Annotated in this window: 21 protein-coding genes; 3 read left to right on the plus strand and 18 right to left on the minus strand. The window is 65.6% G+C overall.

All coding sequences use genetic code 11. From position 1 onward, the window contains the following. Positions 1–12 precede the first annotated feature (12 nt). Complete coding sequence (locus GD628_RS05600) at positions 13–2,043, plus strand: APC family permease (RefSeq protein WP_226802351.1); 2,031 nt, start codon at positions 13–15, stop codon at positions 2,041–2,043. A gap of 2 nt (positions 2,044–2,045) precedes the next feature. Here the strand turns inward: GD628_RS05600 and GD628_RS05605 are convergent, their stop codons facing one another. Beyond that, a complete protein-coding gene (locus GD628_RS05605; RefSeq protein WP_226802352.1) occupies positions 2,046–3,086 on the minus strand; it encodes an NAD(P)/FAD-dependent oxidoreductase in 1,041 nt (346 codons plus the stop codon). Between the two features lie 110 nt (positions 3,087–3,196). Here GD628_RS05605 and GD628_RS05610 point away from each other — a divergent pair, with 110 nt between their 5' ends. Further along, the gene (locus tag GD628_RS05610; RefSeq protein ID WP_152274070.1) at positions 3,197–3,790 is read left to right on the plus strand and encodes a helix-turn-helix domain-containing protein; all 594 of its coding nucleotides are present in this window, start codon (positions 3,197–3,199) and stop codon (positions 3,788–3,790) included. Positions 3,791–3,805: 15 nt separating this feature from the next. On the opposite strand, the gene GD628_RS05615 is transcribed toward GD628_RS05610, so the two are convergent. From GD628_RS05615 to GD628_RS05685, 15 genes are all read right to left on the minus strand, one after another. Further along, positions 3,806–4,429, minus strand: a complete 624-nt coding sequence (locus GD628_RS05615) for a hypothetical protein (RefSeq protein WP_152274071.1) — start codon at positions 4,427–4,429, stop codon at positions 3,806–3,808. A 44-nt stretch (positions 4,430–4,473) separates the two neighbouring features. Beyond that, positions 4,474–5,853 carry a replicative DNA helicase gene (gene dnaB, locus GD628_RS05620; RefSeq protein ID WP_091600911.1) on the minus strand — a complete coding sequence of 460 codons (1,380 nt, stop codon included), beginning with the start codon at positions 5,851–5,853 and terminating at the stop codon, positions 4,474–4,476. Positions 5,854–6,422: 569 nt separating this feature from the next. Continuing rightward, positions 6,423–6,872, minus strand: coding sequence for a 50S ribosomal protein L9 (gene rplI, locus GD628_RS05625; protein WP_055242872.1), 450 nt, complete (start codon positions 6,870–6,872; stop codon positions 6,423–6,425). Positions 6,873–6,890: 18 nt separating this feature from the next. Continuing rightward, complete coding sequence (rpsR, locus tag GD628_RS05630) at positions 6,891–7,130, minus strand: 30S ribosomal protein S18 (protein ID WP_003800144.1); 240 nt, start codon at positions 7,128–7,130, stop codon at positions 6,891–6,893. Positions 7,131–7,233: 103 nt separating this feature from the next. After that, positions 7,234–7,785 carry a single-stranded DNA-binding protein gene (locus GD628_RS05635; protein WP_055242870.1) on the minus strand — a complete coding sequence of 184 codons (552 nt, stop codon included), beginning with the start codon at positions 7,783–7,785 and terminating at the stop codon, positions 7,234–7,236. A 68-nt stretch (positions 7,786–7,853) separates the two neighbouring features. Then, complete coding sequence (gene rpsF / locus GD628_RS05640) at positions 7,854–8,159, minus strand: 30S ribosomal protein S6 (RefSeq protein ID WP_091600910.1); 306 nt, start codon at positions 8,157–8,159, stop codon at positions 7,854–7,856. Between the two features lie 211 nt (positions 8,160–8,370). Beyond that, a complete protein-coding gene (locus GD628_RS05645; protein WP_193313201.1) occupies positions 8,371–9,645 on the minus strand; it encodes a M18 family aminopeptidase in 1,275 nt (424 codons plus the stop codon). A 161-nt stretch (positions 9,646–9,806) separates the two neighbouring features. Then, positions 9,807–10,682, minus strand: coding sequence for an ABC-2 transporter permease (locus tag GD628_RS05650; RefSeq protein ID WP_091600908.1), 876 nt, complete (start codon positions 10,680–10,682; stop codon positions 9,807–9,809). Then, complete coding sequence (locus GD628_RS05655) at positions 10,679–11,635, minus strand: ABC transporter ATP-binding protein (protein ID WP_091600907.1); 957 nt, start codon at positions 11,633–11,635, stop codon at positions 10,679–10,681. The genes GD628_RS05650 and GD628_RS05655 overlap by 4 nt, the downstream gene beginning before the upstream one ends. A 164-nt stretch (positions 11,636–11,799) precedes the next feature. Continuing rightward, on the minus strand, positions 11,800–12,651 hold the full coding sequence (locus tag GD628_RS05660) for an ABC transporter permease subunit (RefSeq protein ID WP_091600906.1): 852 nt from the start codon (positions 12,649–12,651) through the stop codon (positions 11,800–11,802). Beyond that, positions 12,648–13,595 (minus strand): ABC transporter ATP-binding protein, encoded by a 948-nt coding sequence (locus GD628_RS05665; RefSeq protein WP_091600905.1) that lies wholly within the window; start codon positions 13,593–13,595, stop codon positions 12,648–12,650. The genes GD628_RS05660 and GD628_RS05665 overlap by 4 nt, the downstream gene beginning before the upstream one ends. 30 nt (positions 13,596–13,625) lie before the next feature. Further along, positions 13,626–14,462 (minus strand): ABC transporter permease, encoded by an 837-nt coding sequence (locus tag GD628_RS05670; RefSeq protein ID WP_091600904.1) that lies wholly within the window; start codon positions 14,460–14,462, stop codon positions 13,626–13,628. Next, positions 14,459–15,514, minus strand: a complete 1,056-nt coding sequence (locus GD628_RS05675; RefSeq protein ID WP_152274073.1) for an ATP-binding cassette domain-containing protein — start codon at positions 15,512–15,514, stop codon at positions 14,459–14,461. The genes GD628_RS05670 and GD628_RS05675 overlap by 4 nt, the downstream gene beginning before the upstream one ends. A gap of 99 nt (positions 15,515–15,613) precedes the next feature. After that, positions 15,614–16,819, minus strand: coding sequence for an MFS transporter (locus tag GD628_RS05680; RefSeq protein WP_091600902.1), 1,206 nt, complete (start codon positions 16,817–16,819; stop codon positions 15,614–15,616). 55 nt (positions 16,820–16,874) lie between these two features. Then, positions 16,875–18,557, minus strand: coding sequence for an ABC-F family ATP-binding cassette domain-containing protein (locus GD628_RS05685; RefSeq protein WP_152274074.1), 1,683 nt, complete (start codon positions 18,555–18,557; stop codon positions 16,875–16,877). Between the two features lie 116 nt (positions 18,558–18,673). On the opposite strand from GD628_RS05685, the gene GD628_RS05690 reads away from it, so the two are divergent. Continuing rightward, a complete protein-coding gene (locus GD628_RS05690; RefSeq protein ID WP_091601507.1) occupies positions 18,674–18,994 on the plus strand; it encodes a putative quinol monooxygenase in 321 nt (106 codons plus the stop codon). Between the two features lie 18 nt (positions 18,995–19,012). Here GD628_RS05690 and GD628_RS05695 read toward each other — a convergent pair whose 3' ends face one another. Next, positions 19,013–19,285 carry a hypothetical protein gene (locus GD628_RS05695; protein ID WP_152274075.1) on the minus strand — a complete coding sequence of 91 codons (273 nt, stop codon included), beginning with the start codon at positions 19,283–19,285 and terminating at the stop codon, positions 19,013–19,015. 37 nt (positions 19,286–19,322) lie between these two features. Further along, positions 19,323–20,444 (minus strand): hypothetical protein, encoded by a 1,122-nt coding sequence (locus GD628_RS05700; protein WP_152274076.1) that lies wholly within the window; start codon positions 20,442–20,444, stop codon positions 19,323–19,325. Positions 20,445–20,582: the final 138 nt, after the last annotated feature.

A 20,582-nucleotide genomic window follows, 5' to 3' on the forward strand; every position in this document is an offset into this window, starting at 1 on the left:
GGGTTTGTCCTCGTGCTCACATTCTTCAATGCGCTCAAGCGCATTCTGGTGGGGCGTCCGTACGGCAACGAGCAGCTCTCCCGCACACTGCTGCGCAAGCGCGTGGCCCTGCCGGTATATGCCTCGGACGCGCTGTCATCCGCCGCCTACGCCCCGGATGAAATCCTCCTGACGCTCGCCCTGGCCGGGGTGGCCGCGGTAACGCTTTCCCCCTGGGTGGGACTGGCAGTCATCGTGGTTCTGCTAACGGTCGTTGCGTCCTACCGCCAGAACGTCCATGCGTATCCGTCCGGCGGCGGCGACTACGAAATCGCCAGTGAAAACCTCGGCCGCAAAGCCGGCCTGACCGTCGGATCCGCCCTGCTGGTGGACTACGTACTCACCGTCGCGGTGTCGATGTCCTCGGCGGCCCAGTACCTCGTCACCGCCGTGCCGGCGCTGCACGGGCGGCAGGGGCTGCTCGCCGCAGCCGGCGTGGTGATCCTCATGCTCATCAACCTGCGCGGCGTGAAGGAAGCGGGCTCCGTGTTCGCGGTGCCAACCTACCTCTTCCTCGCTTCAGTGCTGGGCATGTGCGCCATCGGCCTGTTCCAGGCGGCCACGGGCACCCTGGAGCAGGCACCTTCCGCAGGGTTCGACCTGCTTCCCGAGGCGGGACTCGACGCCGGACTCACCGGTCTGGCCGGTGCCTTCCTCCTGCTCCGGGCGTTCTCCTCCGGCGCTGCCGCGCTCACCGGCGTGGAAGCCATCAGCAACGGCGTTCCGACGTTCCGCAAGCCCAAGAGCCGCAATGCCGCCACTACCCTGCTGCTGCTGGGCGGGCTGGCAGCAGCCATGCTTGCCGGCATCCTCGCCCTGGCGACCCTCACCAAGGTCCATTTTGTGCAGGACCCTGCCACCCAGCTGCTGCAGAACGGGTTGCCGGTCCAGGACTACATCCAGCACCCGGTCATCAGCCAGCTGGCAGAGACCGTCTTCGGAGACGGCTCACTGTTCTTCTACGTTGTGGTCGCCTCGACCGGACTGATCCTGGTGTTCGCATCCAACACGGCCTTCAACGGTTTCCCCATCCTGGCGTCCGTGCTGGCGAAGGACGGCTACCTGCCCCGGCAGATGCGCACCCGCGGGGACCGGCTGGCCTTCAGCAACGGCATCATCGTCCTCGGGCTGGCGGCACTAGCCCTGATCCTCATTTTCAACGCGGATGTGACACGGCTGATCCAGCTTTACATCGTTGGCGTCTTTGTCTCCTTCACGGCAAGCCAGCTGGGCATGATCCGGCACTGGACCGCCAAGCTCCGCACCGAACGCAAACCTGAAAACCGGCGCCGGATGGTCCGTTCCAGGCTGATCAACTCCTGTGGTTTCGGCATGACGGCCCTGGTGCTGGTGATCGTGGTGGTCACCAAGTTTGAGCACGGAGCCTGGATTGCCCTGTTAGCCATGGCATTCCTGTACGTGGTGATGGACAGCATCCGCCGGCACTACGAGGCGGTTGCCGAAGAACTGCGGGTCGAGGAAGATCCCTCGGTCCTGGCGCTTCCCAGCCGGGTCAACGCGGTGATCCTGGTCTCCAAGGTGCACAAGCCCGTCCTGCGGGCCCTGGCCTACGCACGGGCCTCACGCCCCTCGAGCCTGAACGCCATCATTGTGGACCTGGATGCGGATGAAACGGAGAGGACCGTCCGTGAATGGGAGCGGCTGCGCATCCCCGTGCCCCTGACAGTTCTTTCCTCCCCCTACCGGGAAACCGTCTCACCGGTCCTGGCGTACCTGCGTGAAGCCCGCCGTGCCTCTCCGCGGGAACTGTTCGTGGTCTACATTCCCGAGTACGTCGTCGGGCGCTGGTGGGAGCAGCTCGTGCACAACCAGACCGCCCTGCGGATCAAGGCACGGCTCCACTTTGAACCGGGCATCATGGTTGCCAGTGTTCCGTGGCAGCTGGCCTCCAGCCGTGACGCCGCCGCAGCGTCACGCGAAGCGGGCGAGGATGTCCGTCCGAGTTCGGTTGCGCAGCCGAACCCGGACGCCAAGACCCTCTGACCCTAGCGCAGCAGCGGGCCGGCTTCCGCGCCGAAAGCCTCGTCCTGCAGCCCTTCCCGGCGGGCCGCAGCAACGGCGGCGGCCGTGTCCTCGGCGATCAGCTCGGCGTTAATCGCTGCGGCCGTGGCGAGCCCGGCGGCGGCGGCCCCGATGACCTGCGTCATGGGGGACGTCAAGTTGCCTGTGGCATACACCCCTGGGACGGAGGTCGCACCGCTGGGCTCCGCGGGTACGGCAGTTCCAATGGCAAGGTCCCCAAAGTACTGATCCTCCGCGGCCAGCCCCACGCCGGCAAGGTAACCGTCCCGGGCACGCAGCTTCGACATCACAACGAGGGCCTGGCGGGGCACAAACTCCCCCGACGCCAGCCGCACCCCGGCCAGGCCGGCGCCGTCGCCCTCCACCGCAGTTACCGGGCCGTCCACGATCCGAATTCCGCGGGCGGCGAGCTGCCCTTCCTGTTCGTCGCTCGGCGTGCCAGTGCCGTTGAGGAAAAGCACAATGTCCGCGCACCACTGCCGCCACATCAGTGCCTGGTGGATGGCTGCGTCCAGGTTGGAGGCCAGGACGCCAAGTGCCTTCCCTCCTGCCTCCCAGCCGTGGCAGTACGGGCAGTGCAGCACATCGGTGCCCCAGAAACCTGACAGGCCCGGAACTGCCGGAAGTTCATCGAGGGCTCCGCTGGCGGCGAGGATTTTGCGGCAGGAGAGCGTCCTGCCGTCCTCCAGGATGACCCGGAACATCCCGCTGCCGCGGTGCTCAACGTTCTGGGCCCGTCCCGGGATGATCGTGCCGCCGTAGCTGCGGACTTCCTCCCGTCCTGCAGCGTAGAGCTCGCCGGGGGCGGCTCCTTCGCGGCCCAGGTAGTTGTGAATGTGTCCGGCAGCAGCGTTGCGGGGTTCACCCGCATCGACCACGGCAACCCTCCGCCGCGCCCGGGAGAGCACCAGCCCCGCACTGAGTCCCGCGGCGGCCCCACCCACAATAACGACGTCGTACTCTGCGGCTGCTGTGCCGTCCTGTTCCGAATCCAGCATGGTCATCAAACTCCTTGGCCCGTTGGGCCGGCAATGCGCCGGCGCCCTGCGTGCCAGTCTTCCGGGCGCCCCTGCGGGCGGCAATAAGTTTTGCTGTTATGGCAAGATCGGGGATTATGAACGACGACGAATCTGTCCTGGCAGGAATCGGACCCCGGCTGCGGTCGCTGCGCACAGCCCGCGGAAAAACCCTGACGGAAGTCGCGGAGACCAGCGGGATGTCCCTCAGCACCCTCTCCCGGCTGGAAAGCGGACAGCGGCGGGCCACCCTGGAACTGCTGCTGCCCCTGGCCCGGATTTACGCCGTCACTCTGGATGAACTGGTGGGCGGCCCCAGGACCGGAGATCCGCGCGTGCACATGCGGTCGGTGCGCCGCCAGGGCGCGACCGTCATTGCCCTGACCGAAAAGGCCAGCGGCATCGGTGCATTCAAGTACATACTTCCGGCACCGAAGGAACCAGCCGCCCCGGACCCCAAGACCCACGACGGCTATGAATGGCTGTACGTGCTCAGCGGCCGGCTGCGGCTGCTGCTGGGAAAGACCGAGCTCATCCTGGGCGCCGGTGAGGCTGCCGAGTTTGATACCCGGGTGCCGCACTGGATGGGAAACGCCGGACCGGACGTGGTGGAGTTCCTCGCGCTCTTTGGACCGCAGGGAGAGAAGGCGCACGTCCGGGCGAGGCCTGCGGATCCCCGAAAGCGGTCCTGACCCCGCCCCGCAGGACTACTTTGCGGAAGCGGCACCGCGCCCGGCAAGGACTGACCGGTAGGCATAGTCCGTGAGCCGGCCGTCCTGCGCGGCCTGCTCGACGACGGCGAAGGAGCGGGACTCGTCGCCGTCGGTGTAGGGGTAATGGATCAGCTCGGCGATCAGCTCCCACTCCTCGGAGATCGAGTCGATCAGATTCGCCGGTGTCTCCTCGTCCGCTCCGGGCAGCGCCGTCCAGGTACCGGCGGGCACACGGTAGGCCTCGAGGCGCTCCAGGTCTGCTTCGAGCTCGTCGAGGGAACCGTACTCGGTTTGCGCAGCGGGCGGCACGGAGCCGTCCGGAGTCGCCAGCTGGGCAACGAAGGTGTTCTCAGTCGAGGGGTAGACCGAGGTTGGTACCGGCTCACCCTCCTCCAGATAGGCCGGCAGCTGCGACGGCATCCAGTACCACGCATCGCCCTGATCAGCGCCGCCGGGCTGGGTCCGCTCACTGATCCAGCCGCGTGCGGTCAGCAGCGCATCGGCGTCGTCGCTGAAGTAGGCGGTCTCCCCGCGAAGCATCGCGTTGACTTCGTGCTCCGCGCGGCGGGCCTGCTTCTTCTTGTGGACGGCCTTCCTGCGTGGCTTTGACTTGGGCACTGCGGATCTCCTGGTGTGGGGTGGATACTGCTTTGAGGCTGCGGCTAGAAGCCGGAGCCGCCTTCTACGGCCATGTTGGAGAACCGCGAATAGTGGCCCTGGAACCCAACCACGATGGTCTTGGTGGGACCGTTACGGTGCTTGGCCACAATCACGTCGGCTTCACCGGCCCGCGGGGACTCCTTGTCGTAGATGTCCTCGCGGTGCAGCAGGATCACCATGTCAGCGTCCTGCTCGATCGAGCCGGATTCACGCAGGTCCGAGACCATGGGCTTCTTGTCGGTGCGCTGCTCGGAACCACGGTTCAGCTGCGAGAGGGCGATGACCGGCACTTCAAGTTCCTTGGCCAGCAGTTTCAGTGCACGGGAGAACTCCGAGACTTCCTGCTGGCGGGATTCGACACGCTTGCCGGAGGACATCAGCTGAAGGTAGTCCAGGACCACGAGCTTCAGGTCATGCCGCTGCTTCAGGCGCCGGCACTTGGCCCGGATTTCCATCAGGGACATGTTGGGGCTGTCATCGATGAACAGCGGGGCATCGTTCATCCGGCCCATCGTGGTGGCGATTTTGCCCCACTGCTCGTCCTTGATGGTGCCCTTGCGCAGATCCTGCAGGCCGATGGTGGCCTCGGCGGAGAGCAGGCGCATGGCGATTTCGTTGCGGCCCATTTCCAGGGAGAAGAAAACCGTGGTCATGTTGTGCTTGATGGCCGCCGACCGGGCGAAGTCCAGGGCGAAGGTGGACTTGCCGACGGCGGGACGGGCCGCGATGACGATCATCTGGCCGCCGTGCAGGCCCTGGGTCAGTTCGTCGAGTTCGTAGAAACCGGTGGGAACACCGGTCATGCCTTCGCCGCGGTGGCCGGCGGACTCGATTTCGTCCACCGTGCCCTCAATGATGTCCTTCAGCGGAACATAGTCTTCCGCCGTGCGGCGTTCGGCGACGGCGTAGACCTCGGCCTGCGCAGCATTGACCAGGTCATCGACTTCTCCGTCATTGGAGTAGCCCAGCTGGACAATCTTGGTGCCGGCGTCCACCAGGCGTCGCAGGACGGCGCGCTCACGCACAATCTCGGCGTAGAAGCCGGCGTTGGCGGCCGTGGGGACGGACTGGATCAGGGTGTGCAGGTAGGCGGGCCCGCCAATACGCGTGATTTCCCCGCGCTTGGTCAGCTCATCGGAGACGGTGACGGCGTCCGCCGGCTCGCCGCGTCCGTACAGGTCAATGATGGCCTCGTAGATGGCCTCATGGGCGGGGCGGTAGAAGTCCACACCGCGCAGCACCTCAACGCAGTCTGCGATCGCGTCCTTGGAAAGCATCATGCCGCCAAGCACCGACTGCTCCGCCACCAGGTCCTGGGGCGGAGTCCGGCCAAAATCGGGAGTTCGGGTTGATTCAGCGGAATCCGCATGTGCAAGCGACACGAGGCCACCCTTTCAAAGAATGTTCTATCCATGGGTCCCGTCAGGCAGACCCAAAAAACGTGTAAGGCTGGCTTAGTTCTAGCCGACGGCACTGACACTGGGCGACAGCGCCCGCCGTGCCCTCGCCGATACTGCCGGGTGCGCCGATGAGGGAGTCCACCGCAACCGTAGCCCTGTAAGGCCCCCTCATCAAACGAGTTATCCACAGGTGGTGTGGATAGGCTGTTCATAACCGGGCGTGTCTTGTGCACAGGTTGGGCATAAGGCTGTGGAAAAGAAAATTCTTTTACGGAAAATACGGGTTTGACTAGGGCAAACACTTCTCCACACCTGTGTACAGACAACTATTTTGGTCAACATTCAGCCTCAACCTTCAGGTTGACAGATTCACGGATCGCGCATAAGCACGCCGTTATCCACAGCCGATATCCACATACTTGTGAGGTTCTTGGGATTACTCGCGACGCTCAGCCTGCTTGCCACGCCGACGGCCCTTATAACGCAGCTGCGCCCCCGTCTCCTCAGGAGGCGGGGGCGCAGCAGATTCCGCAGTGTGCGTCTAAACGCTGTTAGCTGGCAACGACCTCGAGGTCGATGACGGCAGCAACGTCGTCGTGCAGGCGGACGTTGGCCTGGAAGGAACCAACCGACTTGATGTGGGTCGGCAGTTCAACCTTGCGCTTGTCGATGCTGCCGAGGCCGGCAGCTTCAACGGCAGCAGCAACGTCAGCGGGCTTGACCGTGCCGAAGAGGCGTCCGGACTCGCCGGCCTTGACGGTCAGCTTGACCGGCTTGGCGGAGAGTGCAGCAGCCTGCTTCTGGGCGTCTTCCAGCGAAGCGTGCTCGCGGGCAGCGCGGGCAGCCTTGATGGACTCAACCTGCTTCTCGCCACCCTTGGTCCAGGTGAGAGCGAAGCCGCGGGGTACCAGGTAGTTACGTGCGTAACCGTCCTTCACCTCAACAACGTCGCCTGCGGCACCGAGACCGGTGACTTCGTGGGTCAGAATGAGCTTTGCCATGAGTTAGGTTCCTTTCCTTTAGCCGCGGCCAGCGCCGGAGTAAGGCAGGAGTGCAACTTCACGGGCGTTCTTGATTGCCTGTGCGATCTTGCGCTGTTCCTGCACGGTTACGCCAGTTACGCGACGAGCGCGGATCTTTCCGCGGTCGGAAATGAACTTGCGCAGCAATGCTACGTCCTTGTAGTCGATGACAGTGATGTCAGCGGCCTTCAAGGGATTGGACTTTGGTTTGGGCTTGCGAAGTTCAGCCTTAGCCATCGTGGAGCTCCTTATGTCTAGTGGAGCCCGTGGATCAGTTCCACGGGATGGGCTCGACGGCGGTTGCCGTCAGAGGTTGTGCCTTGCGGCACGTGGGTATTGCTTAGAAGGGCGGATCGTTGGAATCCGGGCCGGCTCCCCAGCCGCCTGAGTTGCCGCCTGCAGGGGCACCCCAGGGATCGTCCGCAGGTGCGGACTGCTGCTGCTGCTGGCCGCCCCAACCGGAGTTGGAGTTGCCGCCGAAGCCGCCGCCGGCGTTCCCGCCGAAGCCACCGCCGCCACCGCCGGAGCGCTGGGTGCGGGTGACCTTTGCGGACGCGTAACGAAGCGAGGGGCCGATTTCGTCGACCTCAAGCTCCATGACGGTACGCTTTTCGCCCTCTTTGGTCTCGTACGAACGCGACTTCAGGCGGCCCTGGCAGACGACGCGGGTTCCCTTGGTCAGGGACTCGGCGACGTTTTCCGCAGCTTCACGCCAGACCGACGCACGGAGGAACAGCGTTTCGCCGTCCTTCCATTCATTGGACTGCCGGTCGAAGGTGCGCGGCGTCGAGGCAATGGTGAAGTTCGCCACTGCTGAACCGGACGGGGTGAACCGGAGTTCCGGATCGTTCGTCAGGTTGCCGACCACGGTGATCGTTGTCTCGCCTGCCATTTATGCCTCCTGGTGTCTCGGCCCGGAATGCCCGGGCCTTTCGTTGACGATTAAAGGATGGACCGAAATTACTCGGCAACAACCTTCTGGTCTTCGGGGCGGATGATCTTGGTACGCAGGATGGTCTCGTTGAGGCCAAGCTGGCGGTCAAGCTCAGCAGCAGCTGCAGGGCTGGCGGTGAAGTTAACCACCGCGTAGATGCCTTCAGACTTCTTCTTGATGTCGTAGGCCAGGCGGCGGCGACCCCAGATGTCAACCTTGTCGACGGTTCCACCCTCGTTGCGGACAACGTTGAGGAACTTGTCGAGCGAAGGCTCCACGGTACGCTCTTCGACCTCGGGGTCGATGATTACCATCAGTTCATAAGCACGCATTTGTGAACCCACCTCCTTTGGGCTATACGGTCACGGTCTTTCCGTAACAGGAGGTTCTTTAGCGTTGTCTTTGCGCTCCGGGCCGGCGGTGAACCCGCGTTGCGCCCGGAAGCCTGCCAGCCGAAGCCGACAGCACAGACTTCACTATCCTATCGGATTTTCGCGACTCCAAAGTTCACCTGTGGACAGAGCCCCGTCTCCCAGCGTGCGGCTACCGCGTGAAGAACGCTGCAGCGGCCCGGGAAAGCTGGAACGGGTCGCTGACCCCGGACATTTCGCGGGCGGAGTGCATCGAAAGCAGCGGAATCCCGACGTCGATGGTGCGGATGCCCAGGCGGGTTGCTGTCAGCGGGCCGATCGTTGAGCCGCAGGGAATCGAGTTGTTGGAGACGAACTCCTGGTAGGGAACCTCTGCCTCGCGGCACAGCGCAGCCCAGTACGCGGCGCCTGGCGCGTCCGTCGTGTAGCGCTGGTTGGCGTTGATCTTCAGCAGTGGCCCGCCGCCCAGCACCGGACGGTTGGCTGGGTCGTGGCGTTCGGCGTAGTTCGGGTGCACGGCGTGCCCGGCATCCGCGGAGATGCAGAAGGAGGCGGCAAGGGCACGCTGGGAATCCGCGGTTCCGGCTCCCATCCCGGCACCGATGCGGGCAAGGACGTCCTCCAGGAACGGGCCTGCCGCACCGGAACGGCTTCCGCTTCCCACTTCTTCATGGTCGAAGGCAGCCAGCACGGCGATCGATCCGCCGCTCTTGGATTCGGCCGCCGATTCAAGGGCACACAGTCCCGCGTGAACGGAGGAGAGGTTGTCCAGCCGTCCGGAGGCGAAAAACTCAGCATTGGCGCCAAACACCTGTGCGGGTTGCGTGTCCGCGGCAACGACGTCGTACCCGCCGATTTCTTCGCGGTCCACGCCGGCCCTGGCCGCGAGCAGTCCCAGCAGGTCTGCCGCAGACGGGTCCCCAAGCCCCCAGACCGGATTCATGTGCTGCTGCTTATCCAGTTTCAGGCCTTCGTTCACGGCGCGGTCCAGGTGGATGGCCAGCTGCGGGAAACGCAGCAGCGGACCGGTGGCAACCAGGTGCTCGGCGCCGTCGAGCGTCACCAGCCGCCCGGCCAGCTGGAGTTCGCGGTCCAGCCAGGAGTTCAGCAGCGGACCGCCGTAGACCTCAACGCCGGCCTGCAGCCAGCCGAACTTCCCGGTGGTGGGAGAAGGCTTCAGCTTGAAGGTAGGCGAGTCGGTGTGGGTGCCGAAAATGTTGAATCCGGTGCCTGCCGCTGCACCCTCCGGAATAATCCAGGCGATGAATGCGCCGTCACGGACCACCACGTACTTACCGGCAGTCTCCGGCCAGTTCGCGTCTTCATGCAGCTCGATGAAACCGGCGGCCTGCAGCCGGTCTGCTGCCGTTCGGGCGGCGTGGAAGCTGGAAGGTGAGGCGGCTACATATTCGCCGAGGTCTTTTACGTGGGCCAGTGCGTCAGACATGTTCCGATTCAACCAGAGCCGGGGGCGCCCGCGTAACCGGTGGGATGTGCCCGTGGAAACAAACAACCCCCGGTGCCGGGCACCGGGGGTTGTGGAGGGGTTTTCAGTGAAGACGTCGGCGGCCGTTCTTCCACCGCCGCCTTCACCGAAGTCTTGTGCGCCTAGACGTCGCGGCGCTTGGTGACGATCATCGCCACGACCAGCAGGACAACTGCCCAGCCGCCAAGGACCAGTCCGCCTTCCAGCTGGTTCAGGGCACCGTCGGCGATGTTCGTGGCCACCAGCTGGGTTCCTGCGTTGCTGGGAAGGAACCGGGCGGCGTCGGGAATCCAGTCCGCCAAACCGGAGATCAGCTGGATGATCACCGGCAGCACGAACAGCACGCCAATGATGGTGACGATTCCGCCGGCCGTGCTGCGGAGCAGCGATCCGGTGGCTACGCCCATGATCGCGATGCCGGCAAGGAGTGTTCCGGTGTTGATGATGCTGGGCAGCACCCACGGAGCGTCCAGGCCGAAGTCCAGGTTCTCCGGTGCCAGCAGCGGCTGGCTGATCAGGTAGCTGGCGAACGCTCCGGCGACTCCGATGACGAAGGCAACCAGCGCGATGATGATGGCCTTGGCGAGCAGCGCCGGAGTACGGGTGGGTACGGCCACCATGGTGGAACGGATCATGCCGGTGCTGTATTCGGAAGCCACGAGGACCACGGCGAGGGCAGCGATCAGCAGCTGGCCGAAGAGCACGCCGGAGGCAGGCGTGTCATAGACCAGGGCCTGGAGGTCCATTTCCGGCGCAACACCCATGGCAGGGGCCATGGCCGGATCGTCGGAGATCATCTGCGCGGTGGTGGCCCAGCTCCAGGCCACAAGTGCCGCCAGGCCCACCATGACCACCAGGGTGACGGAGAGCAGGATGACGGTGGAGGGCAGGGTGGTGACCTTGATCCATTCCGAGCGCAGGACCCGGGCGAAATTGACACCGCTGCCGTCGGTGCGGGCCGTCCGGCGCGACGGCGCGGGTGCGGTTGTGGTGCTCATGCTCGGGTTCCTTCCACAACAGGCTCGGCTGCAGCCGGTTCCTGGCTAAATCCGTGGGACTTGTATTCGACGTCGTCCCGGGTGAGTTCCATGTAGGCGTCCTCCAGCGAGACCTGGATCGGGGTCAGCTCGGTGAGGAGGATCCGGCGGTCCAGGGCGATCTCCGCGATGGAGCGCGAATCGGCGCCGCTGATTTCGAAGAGTCCGTCCTCGAGCCGGTTGATCTCCGCGCCCTGTCCTTCCAGGACGGGCAGGAGGTCGGCTGCGTTGTCGGTGCGTACGCGGGTGCGCTGGCGGCCGCCGCCGTCGATGATCTCCTGGATCGGCGCGTTGGCGATGATCCGTCCGCGGCCAATCACGATGAGGTGGTCCGCGGTGACGGCCATTTCACTCATCAGGTGGGAGGAGAGGAAGACGGTGCGGCCTTCAGCGGCCAGGCCGCGGGCCAAGTTGCGGACCCAGAGCACGCCTTCCGGATCGAGGCCGTTGACCGGCTCGTCCAGGATCAGGGTGTTGGGGTCCCCGAGCATGGCGACGGCGATGCCGAGGCGCTGGCCCATGCCGAGCGAGAATCCGCCGACGCGCTTCTTGGCGACCGCGCCCAGCCCGGTGAGCTCGATGACTTCGTTGACGCGCTTGTTGGAGATGCCGTGGGTGGCGGCCATCGCGCGGAGGTGGTTGTATGCCGACCGGCGGGTGTGCACCGCCTTCGCGTCAAGCAGGGCGCCAACCTCATGGAGCGGAGCCTTGTGGCGGGCGTAGGGCTGGCCGTTGATGGTCACGTTTCCGGAGGTGGGACGGTCCAGTCCCACGATCATCCGCATGGTCGTCGACTTGCCGGCACCGTTCGGGCCCAGGAAGCCAGTCACTTTTCCCGGTTCGACGGTGAAGGAAATATTGTCGACGGCGGTTTTGCTGCCGTAGCGCTTGGAGAGGCCGCGTGCCTCGATCATGGTGATCCTCATCTTGGAGCGTACAAGTTCGGGGGTGTACCCCCACACTATGCGCCCGCTGTCTGCTGCGGACCGGTCCAAAGGATGATTCAGGGCAAAACCGGCGTCCCCCTTAGGGATGACTCAGGGTGGACCCTGAGCAGCCGGTATGAAAGCGGCGGGTTTTAGACGTCCCGCTTCCGAAGGACCACCACCGCGGCAGCAAGGAGCACCGCCGCCCAACCCGCCAGGATCAGGCCGCCCTCTACCTGGTTGAAGGCGTCCGGCTGGATTTGGGTGGCTACCAGCTGCGCCGCGGCACTGCTGGGCAGGAAGCGGGCGGCGTCTTCCACCCAGTCCGCCAGGCCGGTCAGCAATCCCGCGATGATTGGCAGCACGAAGAGCGCACCAACCAGGGTGACCACTCCCCCGGCAGTGCTGCGCAGCAGTGCACCGATGGCCACGCCCATCACGGCGATCAGCGCCAGGACGGTGCCGGTGTTGAGGATGGAGGGCAGCACCCACTCTGCGTCCAGTCCGAAATCCAGGTCGGAACCGGCCAGGATGGGCTGCGCCAGCAAATACGTCACGAAAGCCGAAAGCACTCCCACCAGGAAGGAAATGACGGCGATGACCACCGTCTTGGCCAGCAGCGCCGGGACTCGTGTGGGCACGGCCACCATGGTGGAGCGGATCATTCCGGTGGTGTATTCGGAGCCGATCAGCACCACCGCCAGGGAAGCAATCAGCAGCTGGCCAAAGGGCAGGCCGGAGGCCGGGACGTCATATGCCGCACTTTGCAGGGACTGGCCGATCCCCTGCGGCGGGCCGCTTTCCGGTTCGCCGGCCAGCTGGACCAGCCCCCAGGCCACAAGCGCACCGAGGCCGATCATCACCGCGAAACTCACGGCCAGGAGGATGACGGTCGAAGGAACCGTTGCTGTCTTGATCCATTCGGAGCGCAGCACACGGCCAAAGGTGACCGGACCTCCCCAGGTGCGCTGCGACCGGGACCGGGGGGTTGCCGCTGTGCTCATGAGCTGCGTCCTTCAGTAGCCGGGAGCGCCTGCGCGCCGATCTGCTGTGACTGGTACTCGACCTCGCCGCCGGTCAGTTCCATATAGGCATCTTCAAGGGTCTCCTGCTGCGGTATCAGTCCGGTGACGAGGATGCCCCGGCTGAAGGCCGTTTCAGCGATACGGCGCGCGGGCAGGCCGAGGACAGTCAGCTCATCCGCCGCTTCCCTGCGGATCTCCACGCCGTCCCCGGCGAGCGCGGCCGCCAGGGCATCGGCGTCGTCAGTCCGCACCAGGACGCGTTCAGCCTGGCCGCCGGTGAGCACTGTCTCGATGGGCGCGTCCGCCAGGATGCGGCCGCGGCCAATCACGATCAGGTGGTCCGCGGTGACAGCCATCTCGCTCATCAGATGGGAGGAGATGAACACCGTTCGGCCCTCGGCAGCGAGGCCCTTCACCAGGTAGCGCACCCATTTCACGCCTTCCGGATCGAGGCCGTTCACCGGTTCGTCCAGGATCAGGGTCTGCGGGTCCCCCAGCAGCGCTGCAGCAATGCCGAGGCGCTGGCCCATGCCGAGGGAGAAGCCGCCCACCCTTTTCCGGGCCACCGGGCCCAGGCCGGTGAGGTCGATGACGTCGTTGACGCGCGAGGCGGGTATGCCCTCCGTTGCGGCGAGGGCCCGCAGGTGGTTGTAGGCGGACCGCCGGGGGTGCACGGCCTTGGCCTCCAGCAGGGCGCCCACTTCGTGCAGCGGCATCCTGTGCCGGGCGTACGGCTTGCCGTTGACGCTCACGCTGCCGGAGCTGGGGTGGTCCAGGCCGACGATCAGCCGCATGGTGGTGGATTTCCCGGCGCCGTTCGGACCGAGGAATCCGGTCACCTTGCCGGGCTGGACGCTGAAGGTGACACCGTCGACGGCAGTCTTGCCGCCGAAGCGCTTGGTGAGTTCATGTGCCTCGATCATGCTCAGTCCTTTGGTTCGGAGGAACGGGGCCTAGCGTGAACTCACCGCCTCGAACTTGCGGACGGCCAGGGGGACGAACACCACGAGCATGATGGCGGAACCGATCAGCACGGTGGTGATGGGGTTCTGCATCGGCCAGGTATCCGGTACCGGCGTGGATCCCAGGTTGCCGAACAGCTGCCTTACCGCCTGGACCAGTGCGGAGACCGGATTCCAGTCGGCGATCGTGCGCAGCGGTTCGGGCAGCGTGGAACTCTGCACAAACGCGTTGGAAATGAAGGTGATGGGGAACAGGATGATGAAGGAGGCGTTGTTGATGGCTTCCGGGGAGCGGACGGACATACCGAGCAGTGCCATCACCCAGCTGAACGCGTAGGAGAACAGCAGCAGCAGGCCCACCCCGCCCAGGAACTCCCAGAAGGACGTGTTGACCCGCCAGCCGACCAGCAGCCCGGTACACATCATGATGACCACCGAGATGCCGTTCAGCACCAGGTCGGAGTTGGTCCGCCCGATCAGTACCGCGGACGGGCTCATGGGGAGGGTGCGGAACCGGTCGATGATTCCTTCCTTCAGGTCCTGGGCCATGGCCGATCCGGAAAACGTGGAGCCGAAGACCACCGTCTGGGCGAAGATGCCTGCCATCAGGTACTGCGTGTAGTTGGTCCCGGCCACCTGGATGGATCCGCCGTAGACCTGGCTGAAGAGAAGCACGAACATGATCGGCTGCAGCACGGCGAACACGATCATGTCCGGTGTGCGGCGGATCTTGATCAGGTTCCGCTTGGTGACGGTCCACCCGTCCGAGACCCAGCTCCCGGCGGTGGTCCCGGATCCGAACCGGGCGGCAGCGGTTGCGGCGCTCATCGTGCTGCCTTCGCTTTCCCTGCGTCTTCAGCGCTTTCGCCCTCTGCCTCGGCGATGTGCCCCGTGAGCTTCAGGAACACGTCGTCGAGCGTGGGGCGCCGGATACCGGCGTCGTGAAGCTGGATTCCCGCCGCCTCCAGGTCCCGCAGCACCAGCTGCAGTGCGGCGGGGCCTTCAGTGACGGCTACTTCCAGCGACCGCCCGTCGCCGGCGGTATGCACCTCTCCGCTGCCGTAGCGGGCCAGGATCTCCCGGGCGGTGCCAGCGTCGAACCCTTCAACCAGGGCAACGGCCACCCGGTGCCCGCCAATCCTGGCCTTGAGCTGGTCCGACGTGCCCTCGGCAATGACCTTGCCGCCGTCGATCACGGCGACCGTATCTGCCAGCTGGTCCGCTTCTTCGAGGTACTGGGTGGTGAGCAGCAGGGTGGTTCCCGCCGCTACCAGGGACTTGATCACGTCCCAGAGGGCCAGGCGGCTGCGCGGGTCCAGGCCGGTGGTGGGCTCGTCCAGGAACAGGACGCGGGGGTTGTTCACCAGGGCCCCGGCAAGGTCCAGCCTGCGGCGCATGCCGCCGGAGTACCCCTTCACGGGCCGGTTGCCCGCATCCGCCAGGTCGAACTGCTCGATGAGCTCTCCCGCCCGGTTCCGGGCCTGCTCAGTGGGCAGGTGGTAAAGCTTGCCGACCATCCTGAGGTTCTCTATGCCCGTGAGGTTTTCGTCCACCGCAGAGTACTGTCCGGACACACCGATGATCCGGCGGACGTCCTTGGGCCTGGCGGTGACGTCGATCCCGTCAATGGAGGCGGTCCCTGCAGTGGGTTTGATCAGCGTGGTCAGCACCTTGACCGCCGTCGTTTTTCCGGCGCCGTTCGGGCCCAGGAGTGCCGTGACGGTTCCCTGCGGTACGCCGATGTCCAGGCCGTCGAGGGCGCGTACCAGGCCTGACTTGGACTTGTAGACCTTGGTCAGGCCGCGTGCCTGGATCAGTGGATCGCGCCGGCCTTCCGAGACCGGACGCACGTGGTTTTCTGGGTTGGGGGGAAGGGACATGCGAACAGGTTAGGACCGCCCGGACGCGCTGGATAGGGGTTATCCGGACAGATTCAGTCCTGAAGCCGAGAGTGCCGCGGCTCCGGCTGGAATTGCGCCCTAGGCGGCTGGCCTTCCGGCATCGAGTTCCCCGTCCGTCCGCTCAGCCGCCACCGGCGCAAAGACAATGGACATCAGCATGGCCGCTCCCACCACGAGCAGTGCATTGCGCAGCCCCCAGAGTTCACCCAGGAAGCCGAGCAGCGGAGGTCCGACGAAGAAGGCCGTGTACCCCAGGGTGGAGACCACGGAGACGCGCCCTGCCGCGTGCGCCGGATCGTCGCCCGCGGCGGACATCCCCATGGGGAAGCCCAGGGCGGCCCCGATACCCCACAGGACGACGCCGATCCCGGCCAGCCAGAGAACGGGGGCGAACACGAACAGGATCAGTCCTGCCAGCGAGGCGCCCATGCACAGCCGCAGCGCGCGGACCCGGCCCAGGCGGTCGATCAGGCGGGCACCGAACCAGCGGGTGGCGGTCATGGCGGCGACGAAGACACCGAACATCACCGCGCCGGCGGTCTCCGAGGCGTCGAGTCCGTCGACCGTCGCCTTGGCTACCCAGTCGTTGGCGGCGCCTTCTGTCAGGGCAGCCCCCAGGACAACGACGCCGATCAGCAGGGTGCGGCCCTCTTTCCATGCACCGAAGCTGGAAGGCTTCGGTGCGCCCGTTTGGTGCGGGTGGAGCATCTCCACGGAATCCGGCAGGAAGGCACGGGGAACCAGCGTCACCAGCACGACGGCGATCACCACGATTCCGATCAGGTGCACCGGCAGGCTGACGTTCAGGGCAGACAGCCCGGCACCGATCATCGCGCCCAGGAACGCGCCGCCGCTGAAGGCACCGTGGAACTTGGGCATCAGCGTCCTGCGCAGGCCGCGTTCAACTTCCGTGCCCTCTAGGTTCATGGCCACGTCCCAGAGGCCAATGCCGGAGCCGAAGATCAGCAGCCCGGCTGCGGTCAGGGGAATCGATCCCGCGGACAGTCCCGCTGCGATGACCAGTCCGGCCGCGGAGGCAAGCAGTCCGCCGGTCCGCACCGCGTTGGCGGTGCCTACCCGCTGGGCCAGGGCGCCGGCGAGCGGCAGCGCACCCACGGAGCCTACTGCGGAGAAGAGCAGCAGCAGCCCCACCCCGGCGGAACCGATGTCCAGGGCCTGGGCAGCGGCGGGAATCCGTGCTGCCCAGCTGGCGAAGATCAGGCCGTTGAGGGCAAAGACCGCGAAGACAGCCAGGAGTGCCCGGTCCAGGGTTTTGGTGTTCACGCCTTCATTCTGGAGCCCGGAGGCTGCCGGAGGGAAATACCCTCCGGCAGCGCGGTCAGCGGACGCGCTCGACCCGCTTTTCGTCCCACACGGGCTCTTCGGATTCGTAGACCCGCCCGTCGGATCCGAACACGAGGAACCGGTCGAAGCTGCGGGCGAACCAGCGGTCGTGCGTGACCGCCAGGACCGTGCCTTCGAAGGCTTCGATCGCCTTCTCGAGGGCTTCGGCCGAGTGCAGGTCCAGGTTGTCCGTCGGCTCATCCAGCAGCAGCAGGGTGGCACCGGAGAGTTCAAGCAGCAGGATCTGCAGGCGCGCCTGCTGGCCGCCGGAAAGCGAGTCGTACTTCTGTTCGCCGGAGGAAGCCAGCCCATACCGGTCCAGGGCACCGGCTGCCGCTTCCCGGCCCAGGCCGGAGCGGTGCTCGTCGCCGCGGTGCAGGATGTCGAGCAGCGTTTTGCCCAGCAGGTCCGGGCGCAGCATGGTCTGGGCGAAGAACCCCGGCCGGATCCGGGCTCCCAGCTTGACCGAACCCTCATGCGGCACGGGAGCGATCTCCACCTCGGAAACCGGCTCGTGTTCCTTGTCCGGGTCACTGCCGCCCAAGGCCAGCAGGCGGAGGAAATGGGATTTGCCGGAACCGTTGGAACCCAGCACGCCCACGCGGTCGCCGAACCAGATTTCAGTGCTGAACGGCTTCATCAGGCCGATCAGTTCCAGCTTCCGGGCCACTACGGCGCGCTTGGCGGTCCGTCCGCCGCGCAGGCGCATATTGACGTTCTGCTCGATGGGCAGGGCCTCGGGCGGTCCGGCCTCCAGGAACTTTGCCAGCCGGGTCTGCGCCGCGTGGTACCGGTTGGCCATGTCTGAGCGGAACGCGGCCTTGTTCTTGTACATGTTGACGAGTTCCTTGAGCTTCACGTGCTCCTCGTCCCAGCGCCTGCGCAGTTCCTCGAAGCGTGCGTTGCGGTCTTCGCGGGCCTTGATGTAGCTGCCGAAGCCGCCGCCGTGGATCCAGGCCGAGGCCCCGTTTATGCCCGGTTCGAGCGTGACGATGCGTGTTGCTGCGTTGGCGAGCAGCTCGCGGTCGTGGGAGACGAACAGGACGGACTTCTTCGACTCGGCCAGCTTGGCCTCCAGCCAGCGCTTGCCGGGTACGTCAAGGTAGTTGTCCGGTTCATCAAGGAGCAGCAGTTCATCCGGGCCGGAGAACAGTGCCTCCAGGACCAGGCGCTTTTGTTCGCCGCCGGAAAGAGTGCTTGCCTGGCGGTACTGGGCAGTGTCGAAGGGCATGCCCAGGGCGGCCGTCGTGACTTCGTCCCAGACTGTTTCCTGCTCGTACCCGCCAACGTCACCCCAGTCGGCAATCGCCTGGGCGTAGCGCATCTGGGTGGGCTCATCGTCGTTCTCCATCATGGCTTCCTCAGCCTGGTCGACGGCCCGCGCAGCGGCCGCGATGGCCGGCGGGGCTGCGGAGACGAGCAGGTCGCGGACGGTGCTGCCGTCCCTCACCTGGCCCACGAACTGGCGCATGATGCCCATGTTCCCGGAGCGGGACACCGTGCCCTCGTCCGGCTTGATGTCCTCGGCGACGATCCGCAGCAGGGTGGTCTTGCCCGTGCCGTTGGGTCCAATCAGCGCTGTCTTGTGTCCTTCCCCCACCTTGAAGCTGACGCCGCTGAGCAGCTGCCTGCCGTCGGAGAGGAAGTAGTCAATGCCGGATACGTCGAGATGAGCCACGCTTCCATCCTCCCACCACGGACCTGATCTTTCCCCAGCGGCCGCCGGCGTGACGGCGGACAAGCCCCGGCATAGGATTTGAGATGGGAAAATCCGTATCAATCCAGGAGAAAAAGATGATCTTCATCGTCGTCAAGTTCAAGGTCAAGCCGGACTGGACCGAGCGCTGGCCGCAGCTCACCGCAGATTTCACCGCGGCGACCCGCGGCGAGGAGGGCAACCTGTGGTTTGACTGGTCCCGCAGCCTGGAAGACCCGAACGAGTTCGTCCTTGTTGAGGCATTCAAGGACGACGCCGCTGCCGCCCACGTGAACAGCGACCACTTCCAGCAGGCCATGAAGGACATGCTCCCGGCCCTGGTGGAGACCCCACAGATCATTAACACGCTGATCGACGGCGAAGAATGGTCCCGGATGGGCGAACTCGAAGTTAAGTAGTGCCCCGGAGCGCGCCGGTTATTCCTGCAGGGAGTAGCCGGCGCGCTCCAGCATTTCCCGCAGGTCCACTACTGTCTGTTCGTCGATGTCCTTGCCCTTGGGCGGGGTGAGGTAGTCGGTTTGCCCGGCGAGGGTGACCTCATACTTGCCGTTGTGTTCACGCGTGGTGTCGGCAACGGCTTCGAGCAGCGAGCGCACGCGCTTCCACTCGATGTTGTGGGAGACCGGATGGCGCAGGATTTCGTTCAGTGTGTCCCGGTGGTGGTTGTTCAGGTGTGGTGTGTCCGTCATGGGAACCTCCTCGTTCAAGTTCCCCACGCCGAGGACCTCAGTGCAAGGGGTCCGGCCGGAAGTCCAGGCCCAGGACGTCCCCCTCGGGTTCGATTTCCGCGCCAAAGTTGATGTTCACCAGGTCTGACCGGCTCTCCCAGCGGCCGGCGCCGGTGGTGTCCTCCTGGTACCGTGCGCGGGCCTTGCCGCCTGTGGCGTACACCGTCATTCCCAGTTCGGGCGTACCGGCGACGCGGTACTGCGGCGCGCGTTCCAGGGTCCACTGCACGTTCCGAATCCGCTCCGGCCCGACGCTGGCGTAGGCCTCGTTGGGACAGGCGGCCGGCGCCGCTTCCTGGCGGGCCAGGCAGGCAGCCAGGTAGGCGTCAGCCTGTGCCTCCACCGCCGTCAGCAGTTCCCCCTTCGCGGCCGGATGAAGTTTGACCGGTGCCGGTCCCCCGGCCATGCTCGGTTCCACGAGGACCTGCGTCCCGGGACCGTAGCTGAGATAGCGCTCGCGCGGCCCTTCAACGAGGTAGGAGCCGGGCAGCAGCAGCAGCTGGGCCGAGGTCCTATCGGACGGAAGCGGGTACCGGGTTCCGTTGATCCGGATCTCTTCCGTGCCGGCAGGGAACTCGACGTCCACGGTCCGTGCAGCCGATGGACCCAGCTGCCACTGCGTGAAAATCACGGCCCGGGGACCGGCCTTCCCAAGCCGGAATTCGACGGTTTTCCGCTCTCCGCCCTGGTCCACCAGGGCCTGGACGACGGCGGTGCCCTCCCTGATGTCCTGGCCCAGGATCTCGAAGCCGGTGATCTTCTCTCCAGCGGCGGCGAAGATTTCCGGGTCCCGGGGCACCAGTGCATCCGTAGCAGGCAGCAGCGCGTGGGCTGCCGCCTGGTCTCCGGACGCCAGGGCAGCCAGATAGTCCTCGGTGACTGCCTTCGGGCCCAGGACGTCCCTGCTGATGTATCCATGACCCAGCACCGCGGCACCCGCGAGCACGGCCGCACCGGCGGCAGCGAGGACGGCTGCCGAAGCCAGGTGGCGGCGTCCGCCGGAACGGCGCCGTCCGCGCTTGCGGTCCGGTTTCCGGGACGGGGTTGCCGGGGCATCCGGAGTCTCCGGGGCAACGGAACCGGAGGCACGGCTGTCAGACTGCTGTGTTGAAACCGTCATGAAAAATCCCCCGGACTGCTAACTGTTCCCGGGTACTTCCTGGTGCTTCTGGGATCCGGGTGCCGACTCCCAAGATACCGCCCAGGCGGTCCGCTGCCTTCGGGCGGCACGCCCGGTTACGCCGAATGGCAGGCGCGC

Source organism: Arthrobacter koreensis (genome assembly GCF_009193255.1).
Taxonomy (GTDB): Bacteria; Actinomycetota; Actinomycetes; order Actinomycetales; family Micrococcaceae; genus Arthrobacter_B; species Arthrobacter_B koreensis.

What these genes read in the sequence shown, in the direction of transcription:
- GD628_RS05665 (WP_091600905.1), bottom strand. Translation starts at nt 13,595, where the DNA reads ATGATCGAGGCACATGAACTCACCAAGCGCTTCGGCGGCAAGACTGCC.
- GD628_RS05635 (WP_055242870.1), bottom strand. Translation starts at nt 7,785, where the DNA reads ATGGCAGGCGAGACAACGATCACCGTGGTCGGCAACCTGACGAACGAT.
- rpsR (WP_003800144.1), bottom strand. Translation starts at nt 7,130, where the DNA reads ATGGCTAAGGCTGAACTTCGCAAGCCCAAACCAAAGTCCAATCCCTTG.
- GD628_RS05645 (WP_193313201.1), bottom strand. Translation starts at nt 9,645, where the DNA reads ATGTCTGACGCACTGGCCCACGTAAAAGACCTCGGCGAATATGTAGCC.
- GD628_RS05650 (WP_091600908.1), bottom strand. Translation starts at nt 10,682, where the DNA reads ATGAGCACCACAACCGCACCCGCGCCGTCGCGCCGGACGGCCCGCACC.
- GD628_RS05655 (WP_091600907.1), bottom strand. Translation starts at nt 11,635, where the DNA reads ATGATCGAGGCACGCGGCCTCTCCAAGCGCTACGGCAGCAAAACCGCC.
- GD628_RS05700 (WP_152274076.1), bottom strand. Translation starts at nt 20,444, where the DNA reads ATGACGGTTTCAACACAGCAGTCTGACAGCCGTGCCTCCGGTTCCGTT.
- GD628_RS05675 (WP_152274073.1), bottom strand. Translation starts at nt 15,514, where the DNA reads ATGTCCCTTCCCCCCAACCCAGAAAACCACGTGCGTCCGGTCTCGGAA.
- GD628_RS05670 (WP_091600904.1), bottom strand. Translation starts at nt 14,462, where the DNA reads ATGAGCGCCGCAACCGCTGCCGCCCGGTTCGGATCCGGGACCACCGCC.
- GD628_RS05695 (WP_152274075.1), bottom strand. Translation starts at nt 19,285, where the DNA reads ATGACGGACACACCACACCTGAACAACCACCACCGGGACACACTGAAC.
- GD628_RS05605 (WP_226802352.1), bottom strand. Translation starts at nt 3,086, where the DNA reads ATGACCATGCTGGATTCGGAACAGGACGGCACAGCAGCCGCAGAGTAC.
- rpsF (WP_091600910.1), bottom strand. Translation starts at nt 8,159, where the DNA reads ATGCGTGCTTATGAACTGATGGTAATCATCGACCCCGAGGTCGAAGAG.
- rplI (WP_055242872.1), bottom strand. Translation starts at nt 6,872, where the DNA reads ATGGCAAAGCTCATTCTGACCCACGAAGTCACCGGTCTCGGTGCCGCA.
- GD628_RS05690 (WP_091601507.1), top strand. Translation starts at nt 18,674, where the DNA reads ATGATCTTCATCGTCGTCAAGTTCAAGGTCAAGCCGGACTGGACCGAG.
- GD628_RS05660 (WP_091600906.1), bottom strand. Translation starts at nt 12,651, where the DNA reads ATGAGCACAGCGGCAACCCCCCGGTCCCGGTCGCAGCGCACCTGGGGA.
- GD628_RS05610 (WP_152274070.1), top strand. Translation starts at nt 3,197, where the DNA reads ATGAACGACGACGAATCTGTCCTGGCAGGAATCGGACCCCGGCTGCGG.